The following is a 17,297-nucleotide window of genomic DNA, read 5'->3' as shown; positions in this document are numbered from 1 at the left end:
TGCTCGCATGAAACTAACCACCGAAGATAAACTCTCTCTCTTAGCAGGCAGTGCCAAGTACGACGTCTCATGCTCATCCAGTGGCAGTGAGAACAACTACAAAACAGGCGAGCTTGGTTGTGCGCATAACAGTGGTATTTGCCACAGTTTTACGAGCGATGGACGATGTGTTTCGCTTTTAAAAGTTCTGCTTACCAATGTCTGCATTTACGACTGTGCGTACTGCATCAACCGCGTAAGCAATGACACTCCTCGTACTGCGTTTACACCCAGAGAACTCGCCGATCTTACGATCAATTTTTACAAACGAAACTACATCGAAGGGCTTTTTTTAAGCTCTGGCATCATCAAAAACGAAGACCATACGATGAGTTTACTGCTTCAAACGTTGCGTATCTTGCGCCATGAGTACCGCTTTAACGGCTATATTCATGTCAAACTCATCCCAGGGGCATCCAAAGAGCTCATCGAAGAAGCCACGCTTTTAGCGCATCGCGTCAGCTCCAACATCGAACTTCCAAGTTCTAAAAGCCTCGCCCTACTCGCACCCGATAAAACCAAAGAGAAGCTTCTCTCACCACTCAAACATGCACGTGGCATCAGCCTGCAACGAAGTGCTAAGCCTATTTCGATGAGCACACAGATGATTATCGGCGCAACGAGTGAAAGCGATTTTGAGATCCTCAAACTCTCTTCAGCACTCTATGATAAAGCGCTGCTAAAACGAGTCTATTACTCCGCGTACATTGCGGTCAATAACCATAAATATCTGCCTGTTCCTGAGCTCTCCAAACCACCTTTGCTTCGTGAACACAGGCTCTATCAAGCCGATTGGTTATTGCGTTTTTACGGCTTTTCGTACGATGAGATTTTGAGTGAAAACCAAAATCTAGACATTCAGTTTGACCCCAAAACCTTTTGGGCTCTCTCCAATCTTCATCTTTTTCCCATTGATGTTAACCATGCGCCCCAAGAGATTCTGGTACGCATTCCGGGTATTGGCATCCGTGGAGCGCTGAAAATCTTGCAAGCGAGACGGTTTAAGAAGCTCTGCTTTGAAGACCTTGCTCAGCTTAAAATATCGCTCAAGAAAGCGCGTTATTTTATCATCGCAGGCAAAGATTTTCACAGAAGTTCTAGTTTGTATACCGAAAAAATAAAACTCGCCCTCATTCATCAAGGTTCCAACATCATTCAGCCTACCTTGTTCGACACCTCCATCTACACAGGGGAGTTGTGATGATTTTGCTCTACGATGGCAGTTTTGAAGGGTTTTTGAGCTTGGTCTATGAGGTTTATTATGAAAAGTTACATGTAAGCTCTATTGTCAAAAAAATGCCAGAAACGCTTTTGTTTGAGAGGTTTCATGAAATTTTCACCGATGAAGCCAAAGCACGCAAAGTGCTAGAAGCCATTACCAAACACTTTACCAAAGAGCAACAACGCACCATTTTTCATACGGTTTTATGCGACACAAGAGAGTATGAAATGGCACTTTTGGAGTACATTCGCATCGGATTTAAAAATAAAAAAGAGCTTCGCAACATTAACAACACCAATCTTTTTTACATTCAAAATCTTGAAAAAGAACTGTTGTCTTTGGTACATAAAATGTACGGTTTTACCCGCTTTGAGGAGTTGGAAGATGGCACGCTCTATGTCAAGATTGAAACGAAGTTTAACATTGTCCCTTTTTTGGGCGAGCATTTTTGCAAACGTTTAGGGAACATCCCTTTTATCATCCACGATGTTAAGCGCTCACTTGCGTTTGTGAAAAACGATACACTTCGAGAAATTCGCTCAATCGCTTCCTTTGTTGCCCCAACCTTTTCAAATGAAGAGGAAAATTTTAAAGTATTATGGAAGAGCTTTTTTAAAGCAGCAGCTGTGGAGAGTAGGTACAATCCAAAGCTTCAGCAAAGCTGGGTTCCACTGCTGTATCGTACGTATATGAGTGAATTTCAAGTGTAGAAAAAGCTTACATGTAAAGCAGGTGTAAACGCCCAAAGATAAAGTTTTGGACGTTTACATGTAAAGACTTAGAGCGTATCCGCGTGGCGTTCAAAGACCTCTTTGTCCCAGCCACCGCCGAGGGATTTGTACAGCGAAACGCCTGAACTAATCAAGGCTTGTTTCGTTTGAGACGTTGCGAGTTTGGCGGAGAGCAAATTACGCTTCGCATCTAAAAGCGTTAGATAATCGCCATAGCCATTTTCGTACTGTTTTTGAGCCAAAAGGTACACTTGCTCAATGTTTTTCTCGTAAGCGAGTTGATGTTCAAGCTTTTGAGTGAGCGTATGACGTTTATTAAGTGCGTCATAGGCATCTTGAAACGCTTGTTGCACGGTTTGCGCGTAAGCGATCTCTGCAAGCTCTTTGTTCGCTCTTGCACTTGCAACATTTGAGCTTGTTTTGCCCATGTTGAACAGTGGTGAGGCAAGGCTTCCACCAAAACTGTTCATCGCTGATTTGGACTTCATCAGATTGGAAAGCTGTGTGCTCTCAAACCCAAGGGCACCCGAGAGACTAATGCTGGGAAAATACGCCGCTCTGGCTACGCCAATGTTCGTATTGGCCGCTTTAAGATTCTCTTCGGCTTGTTTAATGTCAGGACGTTTGGTTAAAAGCTCAGATGGCAAATTCGCTGGTACTTTCACGTCAGCGGGTAACACACGTGGCAATCCATCGTTGCTAAAGTTTGCAATCGCTTCGGGTGATTTTCCCACCAAAACGGCTAACGCACTTTGTTGCGTTAAAATAGATTGCTCCAACGCATCTTTGGTGATTTGAACACTGTTAAGCTCGGCACGCTCAGACAAAAGCGTTCCTTTAGAAATGGCACCAACGGAGTACTTAAACTCATTGCGTTTGAGCCCCTCTTCACGTGCTTTGATCGTATCATTGGTGATGTCGAGTTGCTCGTAGAGGCTAATCAGCGTAAAGTAACTGTCCGCCACACTGGATGCAAGGGATATCTTCACGGTATCTTTTGCCGCGTATGTCGCAACTAACGAAGCGCGTGAAGAGGTTTCAGCCTCTTTGTATTTTCCCCAGAGATCAAGCTCGTAACTGAGTACCGCGCTCAATGAAAAATCATTGTACGTGTTGTGCGCTTTTGAGGTAAAGGTATCGGCACTGCTTCTGATGCGCTGACCTGAACCTTGAAGATCAAGGCTTGGGTAACGATCCGATGTGCTACTCGAAAGCGTTGCACGCGCCAAAGAAATATTTGCCATCGCTGTTTGAAGATCATAATTATTTGCCAATGCCTCTTCAATCAAAGCGGTCAGCTTTTCATCATGATAATTGCTCCACCAAGCCGCGTCCACATAGGTTGTTTCATTTTTTACATCGGCACGGTAGGCTTCTGGAAACTGGGTGGTGGGGACGTTCAGCTCGGGTGAGAGCGAACATCCACTAAAGATTAACGTTGCCAATGAGAGGGCATAGAGATTACGCATCATGATGCTCTCCTTTTTTTCTAAATTTTGCATTGAGCTGTGCCAGTAAGTTGTAAAAGAGTGGAATGAAAAAGATCGCAATCGTCGTTGCGGCGATCATTCCACCGATAACACCTGTACCAATGGCATGGCGACTTCCTGCACCCGCACCTGAACTTATAGCCAATGGTATAACACCAATGGTAAAGGCGAGTGAGGTCATAACGATCGGGCGGAAACGTAAACGTGCCGCTTCAAGCGTTGCATCAAAGATCGATTTGCCTCTCTCTTGGGCTTGCATCGCAAATTCGACGATCAAAATCGCGTTTTTAGCCGACAAGGCAATGAGTACCAAAAGACCGATTTGGAAGTAGATGTCATTGCTAAGCCCTCGTAAATAGACCGCTACAATCGCACCAAAGACTCCAAAAGGAACCGCGGTGACAACCGCAAGTGGCATAAGCCACCTCTCATACTGAGCCGCCAAGATCAAGAAAATAAAGACGATACCAAAGATAAAGGCTTGTGCGCCACTACCTGACATCTCTTTTTCTTGGAACGATGTTCCTGCCCATCCTGTGGCATAACCCTCAGGAGCAACCTCTTTGACGACTTCTTCGATGGCTCTAAGCGCATCTCCTGAAGTATAACCAGGTTTTGGTTCACCCTCAATTTTCGCCGCGGTAAAGACGTTAAAACGCTCAAGAACGTCAGGCCCCACACTTCGTTCATAACTGATTAATGAACTCAGAGGAATGAGTTTTCCACTACTTGATTTGACAAAGACATTTTTCATATCTTCAGGTTTTTCTCTAAAGTCGGTTTCAGATTGAACATTGACCTGATAGGTACGACCGAAAAGGTTGAAGTCATTCACATAATAAGACCCAAACGTTGATTGCAATGTTTTAAACGCATCGCTAACGGAAACGCCCATCGCTTTCGCTTTTTCACGATCCAACGTGACTTTGTACTGTGGTATATTCATATTGAGTGAGTTTCGCACCATCATTAATTCGGGTCGTTGACTCGCTTTTTCCACGATTTTATTGGCAATATTGCTTAGATCTTGAAGCGATCCACCGGTTCTATCTTGCAAATACATCTCAAATCCACCTGAGATACTTAACCCCATAATCGGTGGAGGGCTGAGTGCAAATGCCGTTGCATCGGATATACCAAAAAAAGCACCGTTTAAGGCACCGCTGAGTGCTTCGGAGTGCTGATCTGGCGCTTTACGATCACTCCAATCTTTCAAGATTAAGAAGTTTGTTGCCGAATTGGTTTTTGCAGCGCCGCTTAAAAGATCATAACCCGTAATCGCCAGTGTATAGTCAATCGATGGCATGTTTTTTGTAATGTTACTGATCTCAGCACTCACGGCTTGCGTACGGTTCAGTGAAGCAGCAGGTGGTAACGCTGTTACAGAGATCAAGTACCCTTTATCTTCCATAGGCACAAGTGCCGTAGGTACTTTTTGGAAAAGCTCATACGTGACGCCCATGAGTGCTGCAAAAACAATAAGACTAATGATACTATGACGCACTACCAAGCTTACACCATTGGTAAACCAGTTGGTTGAGGCATCAAAAAACTCATTAAATTTTCGCACAAACCAAAACGGTTTTGGCTCTTTTTTACTGAGAAAAATCGCACACAGCGCAGGCGTCAGCGTTAACGCCACCATACCCGAGATAATCACGGAGATAACGATGGTAATCGCGAACTGTTGGTACATCTGCCCGGTAAAGCCACCCATAAATGAAACGGGAATAAAAACCGCGCAGAGTACAAGCACGATAGCAACAACAGGACCTGTTACTTCTTGCATCGCTTTAATGGTCGCATCTTTAACCGAAATATCTTCATCAGAGTGCAAGATACGTTCAACGTTTTCAATAACGATAATGGCGTCATCCACAACGATACCAATGGCAAGTACAAGTCCAAAAAGCGTTAAAAGGTTAATGGAATACCCAAGGGCATACATCCCTGCAAACGTTCCGACGATGGAAACAGGAATCGCAAGCACAGGAATAATCGTCGCACGAATATTTTGCAAGAAAAGATAGACAATCGCAATAACCAAAAGCAATGCTTCAATAAAGGTTTTGATCACTTCATTGACAGAGATTTGGATAAACGTTGTGGTATCGTAAGGAATGCCATAGACCATATTTTCAGGAAATGACTTTTGCACACGATCCATGGTTGCTTTAACTTTCTTCGCGGTATCAAGCGCATTAGCCCCTGATTGCAAATAAATACCAATCGGAACCATCGTTTGCCCATTGAGTGTTGATGTGACATCATACGACTCAGCGCCTAGTTCCAAACGCGCTACATCTTTAAGACGTAACGTTGAGCCATCTTTGTTCGATTTTAGGATGATGTTTTCAAACTCTTCGATTTTATCAAACCGCCCTTGCGCTGTGACCGTATAGGTGTAGGCTTGAGAGTTTTTGGTAGGCGATTGATTGAAACGACCCGTTGCAAACTGTGAATTCTCTTCTGAAATGGCATTGATGACATCGGAAGAAGTCAAGTTATACTTTGCGAGCTGATCGGGCTTCATCCAAACACGCATCGAGTAGTCTTGATTGCCAAACAACGAGGCATTACCCACACCTTCAACACGTTTAAGTTCATCGATAATATTAATCAGCGCATAGTTCGCCATATAAATTTCATCATAGCTGTTATTCGGAGAGATAAGTGAAACCACTTGTAAAATCGTTGAAGACTGTTTAGTAACCGTGACACCTTGCGTTTGTACTTCACTTGGAAGTTTATTGAGAACGGCTTGAACACGGTTGTTGACGTTTATCGTCGCTTGATCAGGATCTGTTCCAATTTTAAAATAGACATTAATCGTCAAAGTTCCTGTTGAAGATGCAGTTGAAGACATATAGATCATATCTTCAACACCGTTGATCTGTTGCTCTAGGGGTGCAGCGACTGTTTTAGAGATGGTTTCAGCACTTGCACCCGCATAGCTCGCTTCCACACTGACTTGAGGAGGCGTGACTTCGGGGTACTCTTCAATCGGCAAGCCGCGTATTCCCATCAAACCCGCAATAATCACAACAATCGAAAGAACGGTTGCAAAAATAGGTCTGTTGATAAAAAATTTAGAAAACATACTTTATTCCTTTGCTTCTGCAACAACAACGGCAGACCCTGGACGTAGTTTGGTTAGATTGTTTGTGATGACAAGATCGTTTACATGTAAACCACTCTCAATGATATAGGTATCATCATGCACGGTTCCTGCTTTGATAGGCACTTTTTCAGCCTTACCCTCTTTGGCTACATAAACAAACGAGCCAATAGCTTCTTGTAAAAGCGCTTTTTGAGGAATCGTAATAGCATCTTTATACACAAGACCTCCGACATTTACACGTACAAAAAGTCCTGGAATGAGAATGTTACTTGGATTTGAAAAGGTCGCACGTGCTTTAATCGTAGAGGTTTCACTATCCACATAACTGTCTAAAAAGTCCAACGTTCCTTTTTTGTCATATTTGACACCATCAGGAGTGCTGAGCTCTACAGGTAGTTTAGCTTGAGCAATATTGCTCCAATTTCCAGAGCCTAGCAGATAACGTTTTTTCAAAAGCTCAATGTCGGACAAAGAAAATTCAACATAGACGGGGTCAGTTTGAGTAATGGTCGTAAGTGTCATCGTGTCACTGCTTGATCCTACATAACTTCCAATATCTTGGGCATTAAGGCTGGTCATCCCGGAGATGGTCGCTTTTACTTTTGTATAGTTGAAATCAATCGTCGCTTTTTTAAGAGCCGCCTGTGAAGCTTTAAGTGAAGCGCCTGCTGATTCATACGCTGAAAGGGCTGAATCTCTCTCTTTTTGAGAAACGGCATCTTGTTCAAACAACACTTTCGTTCGATCCCAATCGCGTGTGGCTTGTTTGAGGGTAGCTTCTTTAATACCTACATCTGCCACGGCTTCTTGCATCAATGCTTCATAACGATCCGAGTCGATTTGATACAGCATATCGCCCGCTTTGACAAAACTGCCTTCAGTGAAGAGTTTTTTCTCTAAAACACCGCTAACACGTGCAACGATGCCTACTTGCTGCATACTTTTCACTTTTGCTGGGTATTCCAAAGAGACAGGCACATCGTTTGAGACAACTTTATACGTTGCAACTGATAAAGGTGGCATAGCAGGCCTTCCTGCTGCTTTATTACCTGATTCATTTGAGCATCCTGAGACCAAAAAAGCCCCCAATGTCGCTACTAATGCGTATGTGGCATACGTCATGTATCCTCTGTTTTTAGTCATTTTCCAGCTCCATAAATTAGTGTAATGTATATTACATTACATTTTGTAGGCGAATTATAGTCGCAAAAGGTAAATAAGTCAAGCTTTTGAAACACTTATTACTTAAGTAGTAACCCTTTGCAAAAAATTGTAACTACTTGTTTTGACGCTTTTAAATACGCCTCTTCTGAAATATCAATCTCAACGCCTAAGATGCGTGGAAAGATAAACGAATCTTTGAGGGCATTTAAAAATTGTTGCGCACATAAGGTTGTATTCTCAACATCAATACGTCCACTTTTTTTCTCATTTTCCAAATACTCTGCAATAATAAATACAGGGCGCATCATAAGATTTAAAATCGTCTCCTTCTGCAACTTCGTTTCATCAATATACCCAATAGAGATAATTAAACGGTGAAACAGTACCGCATCTTCCGTACGAATCACATCAAAAAAGAGCTTTCCAATCTCTGTTAAAAACTCTTCAAGTCGTCCTTCATAGCAGTGGCTACGTCGTCCCCATTCGCCAAATAGCTCTTCTGACTTTTCCTCAAGGATATAAATCAACAGCTGTTCTTTGTTTCCAAAATGTTTGTACAAGGTTGCTAGTGAACCACCAGCTTCTTTGACAATATCATTCATACTGACTTTCTCATACCCATTATCCAAAAAAAGACGAAACGCAACATCAACAATTTTCTGACACCGTGATTCTGCTTTTCCGCTTAATCGTTCAAATAAAGTACTGATGCAACATTTTTGATCATTCATTACGTTTTTCCTCCTTTTCCATCATTTTTTGCAATTATACACTAAATCTATTTTTGTGCTTAAAGAGAACTAATAGTACCATCTTGTCTAAGGAATAATGTTATATCATTGGTTTACATGTAAAGTTTTTCGGGTTTTAACCGATAATGCTTGAAAGTGTTTGAATACTATTTTTGGAGCTGACTTTATGGACTTAACCGTCATTTTGGGCATGGTAATTGCCATTACCACCATTTCCGTGGGCGATATTATGGAAGGTGGAAATCCTCTTCATATTTTGCATATCACTTCCTTTATTATTGTTATTCCAACTGCGATGGCAGCCGCCATGACAGCAACGCCTCAAGAGTATGTCAAGGGTGCTTTCAAAGAGTTTAAAGTTATTATGAAAAAATCCCCTGTTGATTTTCATGCACGTATCAAACAAATTATTGATTTTGCCATTATCGCAAGACGCGATGGCATTTTAGCACTTGAATCACATGCCAACATCATGGAAGATGAGTTCTTTAAAAAAGGACTGAGTATGGCGGTAGATGGTGTCGAAGCCCATGAGATCGAAGAGACACTTGAAATTCTCATTGAACAAACCGAAGAGTATTACCATGGATCAGCGCATTATTGGATTCACGCCGGTGAGACGTGTCCTGTTATGGGACTCATTGGTGCGGTTTTGGGTCTTATTTTGGCACTTCAAAAACTAGACAACCCTGCTGAAATGGCGATGGGTATTGGTGGTGCGTTTACAGCAACGGTTTTTGGTATTGCAGGTTCCTACATCTTTCTAGGGCCTTGGGGGCATAAGCTCAAAGGAAAATCCAAAGATATTATTAAAGAAAAACATGTCATTTTAGCAGGAATTTTAGGCATTTCACATGGTGACAATCCTCGTACACTTGAGATGAAACTCCTCAATTATCTCTCTCCACTTGAAGAGAAAAAAAGCCAATTTGATAAATCATAAGGAACGACACCGTGGGTAAAAAATGTAAAAAAGTAGTCTGTGAAGCTGGTGAAAAATGGGCAGTACCCTTTGCTGACTTTTTTAGCCTTTTACTTGCACTTTTCATTGCCCTCTTCGCCATTGCCTCAACCAATACCGAAAAAATGAAAGCCCTCAAAGAAGAGTTCGTCAAAATCTACGACTACAGCGCCAAACCTGAAGAGGCAACCCCTGTTATGAATATGGCGGTTAAATCAGGAGAAGCTTCCAAAGATCAAGATAAAGACAAAGGCAATGCGGGGGGAAGTTCTGCTCAACTTGAAGAGATTGCACGAATGGCTCAAATGATTGAGAAGATGAACATCGGCGAAGGCTCTTTGGAGCAAAAAATCGATGGTGCCATCATCAAACTTCCAACCAAAATGCTTTTTGCACAAGGTTCGGCTGACATTATCAACAGCGATTCCATGCTTTTCTTAAAACGTGTTTCCGACATTATCGCGATGCTTCCTAAAAATGTTGAAGTGATCGTCAAAGGCTACACCGACACAACGCCTCTTCCCAGTGGTTCTAAATTTCAAGACAATCTAGAACTTTCAACGGCTCGTGCAAACGCAGTCATTCGCGTGCTTGTTCGCAATGGCATTGCCAAAGATCGCTTAAGCTCCGCAGGATATGGTGACACCAAACCGCTTGCGAGCAATGACACCGCAGAAGGTCGTGAAAAAAATGGACGCGTTGAATTTACCATGCGCATCTCAGGACCGGATGGTTCGGCTAAAAAAGAGTCTATCTTAGACACACTCAATACGATCAATAAAAAAATAGAGTAGTTTTACCTCCTTTGAGGTAAACTATTTATCTTGTTTAATCAAGTTCTTGCAAAACTTTTTTTATAATACCACTCGCCTCTTTAAAGGCAAAAATCTTTACATGTAATGAGCTTTCACGATGATTCAAGTCACTAATCTTTCCAAACACTTTGGGGCACAAACCCTTTTTGAACCTATCAGCTTTATGCTCACGAAAGGCAATAAAATAGGCTTTGTCGGACGCAATGGCTCTGGCAAATCCACCCTTTTCAAAATCCTTTTAGGCGAAGAGGAAGCCGATTCTGGAGATATTCTCATCCCTAAAAATTACACCATAGGCGCTCTTCGTCAGCATATCGAGTTTACCCATAAAACCGTACGCGCTGAGTGTGCTTCTGCGTTGCAAGGCGATGAAGTCTTTGATGTCTATAAGATTGAAAAGATGCTTTTTGGTTTGGGCTTTTTGCAAGATGATTTAGACAAAGATCCGATGAGTTTTTCGGGAGGCTATCAGATTCGTCTCAATCTTGTCAAACTGCTAGCGACCAACCCTTCCTTGCTTCTTCTCGACGAGCCGACCAACTACCTTGACATCGTCTCAATGCGCTGGCTTCAAACCTTTTTGAGAGAGTTTAAAGGTGAGATCATTCTCATCACCCACGATCGTGACTTTATGGACGCCGTTACCACGCACACGATGGGACTTCGTCGTAAAAGTTTGATGATGATTGAGGGCAACAGTCACAAGTACTACGCCAAACTCGAAGAGGATGATGAGCGTTACCTTAAAACCAAAGCCAATTTGGATAAAAAGCGTGCGGAACTCGAAGATTTTGTGACGCGCCAAAAAGCGCGTGCTTCCAAAGCGGTGATGGCGCAAAGCAAAGCCAAACAGCTTGAAAAAATGGGTGAAATGGATGATCTTGAAGAGGAGAGCAACCTCTCTTTTTCGTTTAACTACAAAAAAACACCTGCCAAAATCCTCCTCGATGCGCACGATGTCCGCTTTGGGTATGACCCCCAAAAGCCTCTGTTTCAAAACCTCTCCTTTAAACTTGAAAAAGGCAAATGCCTTGCGATCATCGGTAAAAACGGCAAAGGAAAATCAACCCTTCTCAACGTTTTAGCAGGCGAATTGCCCCTGCAACACGGAAGCTTGAACTATCATCCTGAGACTGCCTTTGCGCACTTTGGACAAACGAACATTCAACGACTCAATCTTAAAAATAACGTTATGGATGAAATTTACGAGGTTGACCCACTGCTAGGCATCACCAAAGTGCGTGCCATTTGTGGCGGTATGATGTTCAGTGGCAAGATGGCAGAAAAAGAGATCAACATTCTCTCAGGAGGGGAACGCAGTCGCGTCATGCTGGGCAAGATCATCGCTACACCTGCGAACCTCCTCTTTTTGGATGAACCAACCAACCACCTCGATATGTACTCCATAGACTCCTTGTGTGACGCGATCAAAGGCTTTGAAGGCTCGACCATTTTAGTCACGCACTCAGAGATGATGCTTCGAGAATTAGCCGATGCGCTTATCATCTTTCATCATGACAAAGCCGAGTTTTTTGATGGTAATTACGATGAATTTTTAGAGAAAATCGGTTGGGAAGAAGAGAGCGATGTGACACCTAAAAAAGTGGTTTCCAATGATTACAATGAAAGTAAAAAGCTTCGAGCCAAACTCATTCAAGAACGAAGCTCCAAACTCTCACCGCTTAAAAAACAGATCGAGCAGTGTGAAGCAACCATCATGAAGCTTGAAGAGGGAATGAAAACCAAAAATGAAGCACTCATCGCGTGTTCATCGGGTAATGAGATCGATGAATTGCAACGCCTCTCCAAAGAGCTCAAGAGCGATGAAGCATCGCTTGAAAAACTTTACGAGCAGTTTGAAACGTTACATGTAAACCATGACGCGCTTTTTGAAGCGTATGAAACGCAATTGAAAAACATTCAAAATTAGTGTAGAATTGCAGAAAAAGCAAAGGTGAAATAGTATGCGTGACTTGAAAGAACTTCTTTTAGAGAGCGGTTGCTCCAGCGAATTTATCCTCGAGGCGATGCGTTTTGAGCATCTCTTTACCGGAGATGTCGATGCGTTTCTTGACAAAGTTGAAGATATTTTAATGAACGAAGAGGACTATGAAGAAGAGCTAGAAGACGAAGACGATGAAGATTTTGATGAAGAGGAAGACGATCCGATTTATCAAAGTGACTACAATTACGATGGCAATGAAGACAACATCTACTTTGAAGATGAAGACGGTGAAGAGGCTTTTGAAGATGACGAGGATGAAGAGTAATCTTCACACCTCGAGGCAAAATCCCTTTTCAATGTAAGGGTATTTCAGCTTTATTTTTTTTACATGTAAAGGAAGTAAGGTTTTACAACTCGCATGAATCAGATACCCCTTCTGTGGGGAAACCTCGTCAATATACGCCTCAGCACTCTCCCAGTTCAGATGCTTTTTCGACTCAAACCACGGCGTATACGCCGCGTCTATAAAGAGATGATCAATGTTTTGTGCTTTCAAATACGCAAGCGATGCCTCAGGAATACTCTCACAATCGGTCAAATATGCCACAACACCTTTACATGTAAAGATCACGTAACCATGCGTTTGTTTTGAGTGAAAGAGCGGTACCGCAACGATTTTAACACCCTCAATCTCAATGGACGAAAAGGGTTCAAGCATAAGGTAATCAATGGAGTCTTTATGCAGAAAAAGATCGCCAAACCCGTGTTCGTCGCTAGGAATATAGCACGTAATCGAATCCACTGATTTTCGTAAACGAAGCAATCCCAAGCAGTGATCGGCATGAAAATGGGTCAGAAAAACTGCGCGAATCTTCGTCGTATTGAACATTTCACACAAAAGGTCATACCCCGCGTCAAAGAGGATGACACTACCATCGTCTAGCGTTAAATAAGCACTCGTCGAGCGATTGCTCACCCCTTTCACACGCGCTTCTTCACAAATGGCACAATGACACTGATGCAGGGGAATGCCACCCGTATCGGCGGTTCCTAAAAATTCAAATTTCAAAGACTTTCCTACGCGTTTTTTTGTTTTTCGTTTAACATTTGGTTAAGCAAACCAAAAAGCGTTTTTGATGCCTCTTCGGCTTTAACAAAATGGTTAATGACGACATTAATATCGTTCAAACAGGTTCCCTCTTTGACGCATTTGATCGCTTGATTGATCTCACCATGGACAATTTTATGCGGCTCTTCCAACGCCTTAAACGCAGATGTCGCGCTAAAATTCTCTTTGCCAACCCCTGCGTACCATTTGCCCAAACGGCAATTGGTATGATCACTCAGCTCTTTATGCTCTTTATCAAATACAGAGCCATATCCCGAAACTTTAAAAAGAACGTGATCGAGTTTAGCCAGAGCCGTAAAGACTTCAAAACTGATATTTTGAGAGTCATCTTTAATCGTGGTCGCACTGTGTTGCAACGCATCAAATTCAACTTTAAAATTTTCAATGTGTTGGTTAGACTCCACCGCAACACTTTCCACCTCTTCGTTTTGTTTAAACATTAAATTGGCATTTTGTTTGAGCACGTTGATATTCATCTCCACCTCTGCCGTCGCTTTTTGCGTTCGCTCCGCCAATTTGCGCACTTCATCTGCTACGACAGCAAAACCGCGCCCATGCTCCCCTGCACGTGCTGCTTCGATCGCGGCATTGAGTGCCAGCAGGTTCGTTTGATCGGAAATATCTTTGATCAGATTGATCACACTAGCGATTTCATCGACACTATGGTGAAGATTTTCCGCCATATGACGTGATTCAACCGCGGAGTGTGAGATATTTGACAGTGAACCTAAAAGGTTGTTAGAGATCGTATTAAGATTTGTGATGCTCTCTACGGTTGAAACACTAATCTGCACGATCTCTTTAGAAGCTTCAAGATTTTGTTCGATGTCATGTTGAATCTCTTTCACACTGCTACCACAACCACCCAACATACTGTTGATAAGCTCGGTTTTCAGGCGGTTTTCGCTGAGCGTTCTTTGGGTATTTGCATCGGATTGCTGGAGCTTTTCTAGCTGAAGCTGTAAAGCCGTTGCTTCGTGTTTTAAGCGTTCATTTTCAGCGCGTAAACCTACATTTTCTTCATGAAGTAAGGCTTTATTTTGTCCAAACATACGATTCCTTTTTGTATAAATAGGGTTAAATTCTACAGTAAGCCATCCCTAAGAATACTTACATGTAAAGGTTACTTTTTACTGAAATTGCCCAAGTTTAATATTGAGATTTTCCGCCAACTTCGAAAGATGATCGGCCGCACTTGCGATCTCTTCCACACTTCTCGCATTCTCACTCGTAATCGAATTAATGTTGGTCACAAGGTCCACAATCTTATCGGTATCTTTTGCGATCTTATTGGAATTATTGGCACTAATTGTAACAGATTTTACACTCTCTTCCATGATAGATGTCGTACTGATAATGCTCTCTTCCACATTCGTTGACACGCTTGCGAGTCGTCTTACATTTTGAGCATTCTTTGTCATCTTATCCGAAGAGTTGACAATGGATTGGACAATAATATTAATCGTTGCATTAATCTCTGTCAGTGAGGTTTGAGTGCGTTCTGCAAGCTTGCGTACTTCATCGGCGACCACAGCAAAGCCACGTCCATGATCTCCTGCACGCGCCGCTTCAATCGCAGCATTAAGTGCGAGTAAATTGGTTTGATCGGCAATATCGGAAATCACCGTTAGAATTTGTTTGACTTGCTCTGCATCTCTGCTCATCTGCTCTAATTGTCCTGCAAGTGCTGTCTCTTCTTCACTCGCCAGTTCAACTTCATCTTTTAGCATGATGACCTCTTTTTTAGCCGATTCCAGTTTATCGCCTGCTAAAGCAATACTTTTTTTCATCTCTTCGGAGAGAATAGCAGTTTCTTGAACAAACTTTTTAATGGAAACGATCTCTTCAATCGTGTTATTAACGATGACCGTACTGTTCTCTGCATTGCGCCCAATTTGCATACTTGTCGTACTGAGTTCGTGAGAAACGGAAGCATTTTCATTGGAAGAGCGTTTCACATCATCAATAATCACCTCTAACGTATCTACCAAGCTATTAAAGCTATTAACGATCTCTTGAATCTCATTGTTTTTACCGTATTGGATTCTAAACTTGAGCTCTTTATGATGCACAAAGCCTGAGATACTATCACGGATAAGTGAGACGCCTTGCATAATGTTGTTGCGGATCATAATACCAATGATAATCACAGAGATAGCTATTAAGATTGAAAGACCTATCATCATTGTACTAGCACTATTCTTCTCAGCTATGGCATCTTTAGCATCTATGTCAGCAAGATGCTGATTGTAATCCATATGCTCATCGGTTGTTTTCATTAATGTTTTAGGAATATCGGCTGTTTCTGCCATAAGCTTTTTAATTTCATCTTTTTTGCCTTCATTGGAAAAGACAAAGAGTTTTTCAACAACGCCGATATATTTTTTAAAATACTCTTGTTCTTTTTCGTAAAGCTCTTTGTCTTTTTCATCGGAGAGAAAACTCTCATAACGCGCATTCGCGTTTTCAAAATCTTTTCTATGCTCCTTGAATTTTTCTTCTAAATCTTTTTTTACCTTTAAGTCATCAGAACCTAAATGTTGTAAGGCAACTATTCTCATATTATACATGGCTTGTTGTAACGTCCCAAGCAATAAAATACTTGGCAGTGAGTTGACATTGCAGGTATTGGTCTTTTGATAGACATGATCCATTTTACTCAAACCAATACTAAAAACGGCGATAATTCCTAAAATGGCAATGGCAAGCATCGTCATTAACTGTTTGGATAAACTCATATTTAACTCCTTTTGCCCATTTGATTTTTGTATATCTATAAATATTTTTAATTATGCTTACTATGATGATCTTCAATAGAACATGGTTGGGAGTGCGTTAGAAAGTTTTCAAAATTTTCCCAGGCATCTAAGCTAAAATCTTTTAAAGCAAAATGCTTAATGCTGACATCTATACCATTAAAGCCAACACTAATTTTCTCCTTAACTTGCGCTTCATCAATCTCTACATGTAAAGCATTGAGCACTACAAAGTCATCGCCAAAAATTCGAAATATAAACGGCGTATGAAAGAGGATCTTTAAGCGCAGCGCAACTTCGCTAAGCAGTTTATCGCCTAGTTTCCAGCCAAAATTTTGGTTGTAGGTGTGAACATGATGCAGTTGAATAAAATAGCAACACAAAAAGCGTTTACTTGTATGATTGTTATGTAAAAAATAGCTAAGATACTCTCCGCTGTAAGCAGAGGTCAATGTGTCTTTATAAAAATAAGCAAATCGCTCTTCTTGAACACCAGATTCGGGTAATTGATGTATAAATACAAGCTCTTGATAGGTACTAAAAACTTTTGTCGCAATGCCCACAATCAAAGGATCAAATTGTGTTCCACTGCACTTTTGCAGCTCTTTAATAGCACTAGCGATACTTTTGCGTGGTTTATAAATACGGTTCGTTGTCATTGCATCAAAAGCATCAGCAATTGCTATAATCCGTGAGAGAAACGGTATACAATCGCCTTTAAGCCCATCTGGATACCCTGTTCCGTCAAAATACTCATGATGGTGGCGCACAAGAGGCATATACGGTTTAAAAGCAGAGATAAAACTGAGCATTTTTTCACCATCGGTTGAATGGTTTTTAATGATAGCATACTCAGTACGATTGAATTTTCGAGGTTTAAGTAAAATGGATTCAGGCGTTAGAAGTTTTCCAATATCATGTAACAATCCTGCTTGATAGACCCTATTCTGTTCATCGTCACTGCAACCCATCGCTTCAGCAATTTTGGTGCTATACATGGCTACCCGTTTGGAATGGCCCGCAGTATAGGCATCTTTTTCCTCAATAATGGTTGTGAACATCTCCACAATTTCTTGCTCAATGATCGAAAAAGTATTCACATCAGACTCTTTTTTTATTTTTTAAGCAGACGTAATAACGGTGTCAAATGAATAATACATAATTAACTATTA

At 41.7% G+C, this 17,297-nt stretch carries 13 protein-coding genes and 1 pseudogene; 6 read left to right on the top strand and 8 right to left on the bottom strand.

Annotated elements, in window-relative coordinates; translation table 11 throughout:
* The first annotated feature begins 7 nt into the window (after nucleotides 1–7).
* On the top strand, nucleotides 8–1,240 hold the full coding sequence (locus tag SMUL_RS06770) for a putative DNA modification/repair radical SAM protein (protein ID WP_025344501.1): 1,233 nt from the start codon (nucleotides 8–10) through the stop codon (nucleotides 1,238–1,240).
* Nucleotides 1,240–1,971 (top strand): TIGR03915 family putative DNA repair protein, encoded by a 732-nt coding sequence (locus SMUL_RS06765; RefSeq protein ID WP_025344500.1) that lies wholly within the window; start codon nucleotides 1,240–1,242, stop codon nucleotides 1,969–1,971. The genes SMUL_RS06770 and SMUL_RS06765 overlap by 1 nt, the downstream gene beginning before the upstream one ends.
* Nucleotides 1,972–2,039: 68 nt before the next feature.
* On the opposite strand, the gene SMUL_RS06760 is transcribed toward SMUL_RS06765, so the two are convergent.
* The 4 genes from SMUL_RS06760 to SMUL_RS06745 all read right to left on the bottom strand — a co-directional run bounded on the left by SMUL_RS06760 (nucleotide 2,040) and on the right by SMUL_RS06745 (nucleotide 8,498).
* Nucleotides 2,040–3,464: an efflux transporter outer membrane subunit gene (locus SMUL_RS06760; protein ID WP_025344499.1), complete on the bottom strand. Its 1,425-nt coding sequence runs from the start codon at nucleotides 3,462–3,464 to the stop codon at nucleotides 2,040–2,042.
* On the bottom strand, nucleotides 3,454–6,582 hold the full coding sequence (locus SMUL_RS06755) for an efflux RND transporter permease subunit (protein WP_025344498.1): 3,129 nt from the start codon (nucleotides 6,580–6,582) through the stop codon (nucleotides 3,454–3,456). Before SMUL_RS06755 ends, SMUL_RS06760 begins: the two co-directional genes overlap by 11 nt.
* A gap of 3 nt (nucleotides 6,583–6,585) precedes the next feature.
* Nucleotides 6,586–7,746, bottom strand: a complete 1,161-nt coding sequence (locus tag SMUL_RS06750) for an efflux RND transporter periplasmic adaptor subunit (RefSeq protein ID WP_025344497.1) — start codon at nucleotides 7,744–7,746, stop codon at nucleotides 6,586–6,588.
* Nucleotides 7,747–7,844: 98 nt separating this feature from the next.
* Nucleotides 7,845–8,498, bottom strand: coding sequence for a TetR/AcrR family transcriptional regulator (locus tag SMUL_RS06745; RefSeq protein WP_025344496.1), 654 nt, complete (start codon nucleotides 8,496–8,498; stop codon nucleotides 7,845–7,847).
* 187 nt (nucleotides 8,499–8,685) lie between these two features.
* On the opposite strand from SMUL_RS06745, the gene motA reads away from it, so the two are divergent.
* The 4 genes from motA (at nucleotide 8,686) to SMUL_RS06725 (ending at nucleotide 12,565) form a co-directional block, all read left to right on the top strand.
* Complete coding sequence (motA, locus tag SMUL_RS06740; protein WP_025344495.1) at nucleotides 8,686–9,462, top strand: flagellar motor stator protein MotA; 777 nt, start codon at nucleotides 8,686–8,688, stop codon at nucleotides 9,460–9,462.
* 11 nt (nucleotides 9,463–9,473) lie between these two features.
* Nucleotides 9,474–10,274: a flagellar motor protein MotB gene (gene motB / locus SMUL_RS06735; protein WP_025344494.1), complete on the top strand. Its 801-nt coding sequence runs from the start codon at nucleotides 9,474–9,476 to the stop codon at nucleotides 10,272–10,274.
* A 118-nt stretch (nucleotides 10,275–10,392) separates the two neighbouring features.
* Entirely contained in the window at nucleotides 10,393–12,225 is a 1,833-nt protein-coding gene (locus SMUL_RS06730; RefSeq protein WP_025344493.1) for an ABC-F family ATP-binding cassette domain-containing protein, read from the top strand.
* Nucleotides 12,226–12,259: 34 nt separating this feature from the next.
* On the top strand, nucleotides 12,260–12,565 hold the full coding sequence (locus tag SMUL_RS06725; protein ID WP_025344492.1) for a hypothetical protein: 306 nt from the start codon (nucleotides 12,260–12,262) through the stop codon (nucleotides 12,563–12,565).
* A gap of 3 nt (nucleotides 12,566–12,568) precedes the next feature.
* On the opposite strand, the gene SMUL_RS06720 is transcribed toward SMUL_RS06725, so the two are convergent.
* The 4 genes and pseudogenes from SMUL_RS06720 to SMUL_RS06705 form a co-directional block, all read right to left on the bottom strand.
* On the bottom strand, nucleotides 12,569–13,309 hold the full coding sequence (locus SMUL_RS06720) for an MBL fold metallo-hydrolase (protein WP_025344491.1): 741 nt from the start codon (nucleotides 13,307–13,309) through the stop codon (nucleotides 12,569–12,571).
* A gap of 8 nt (nucleotides 13,310–13,317) precedes the next feature.
* Nucleotides 13,318–14,019: pseudogene (locus SMUL_RS17800) on the bottom strand (methyl-accepting chemotaxis protein); the annotation flags it as partial.
* A gap of 480 nt (nucleotides 14,020–14,499) precedes the next feature.
* Nucleotides 14,500–16,107, bottom strand: a complete 1,608-nt coding sequence (locus SMUL_RS06710) for a methyl-accepting chemotaxis protein (protein WP_025344489.1) — start codon at nucleotides 16,105–16,107, stop codon at nucleotides 14,500–14,502.
* 47 nt (nucleotides 16,108–16,154) lie between these two features.
* Nucleotides 16,155–17,225, bottom strand: a complete 1,071-nt coding sequence (locus SMUL_RS06705; RefSeq protein ID WP_025344488.1) for a bifunctional diguanylate cyclase/phosphohydrolase — start codon at nucleotides 17,223–17,225, stop codon at nucleotides 16,155–16,157.
* Nucleotides 17,226–17,297: the final 72 nt, after the last annotated feature.

It is taken from the genome of Sulfurospirillum multivorans DSM 12446 (assembly GCF_000568815.1).
GTDB classification, from domain to species: Bacteria; Campylobacterota; Campylobacteria; order Campylobacterales; family Sulfurospirillaceae; genus Sulfurospirillum; species Sulfurospirillum multivorans.
Note: the sequence above shows the minus strand (reverse complement) of the source record. Positions and strands in the feature narration are given on the sequence as shown.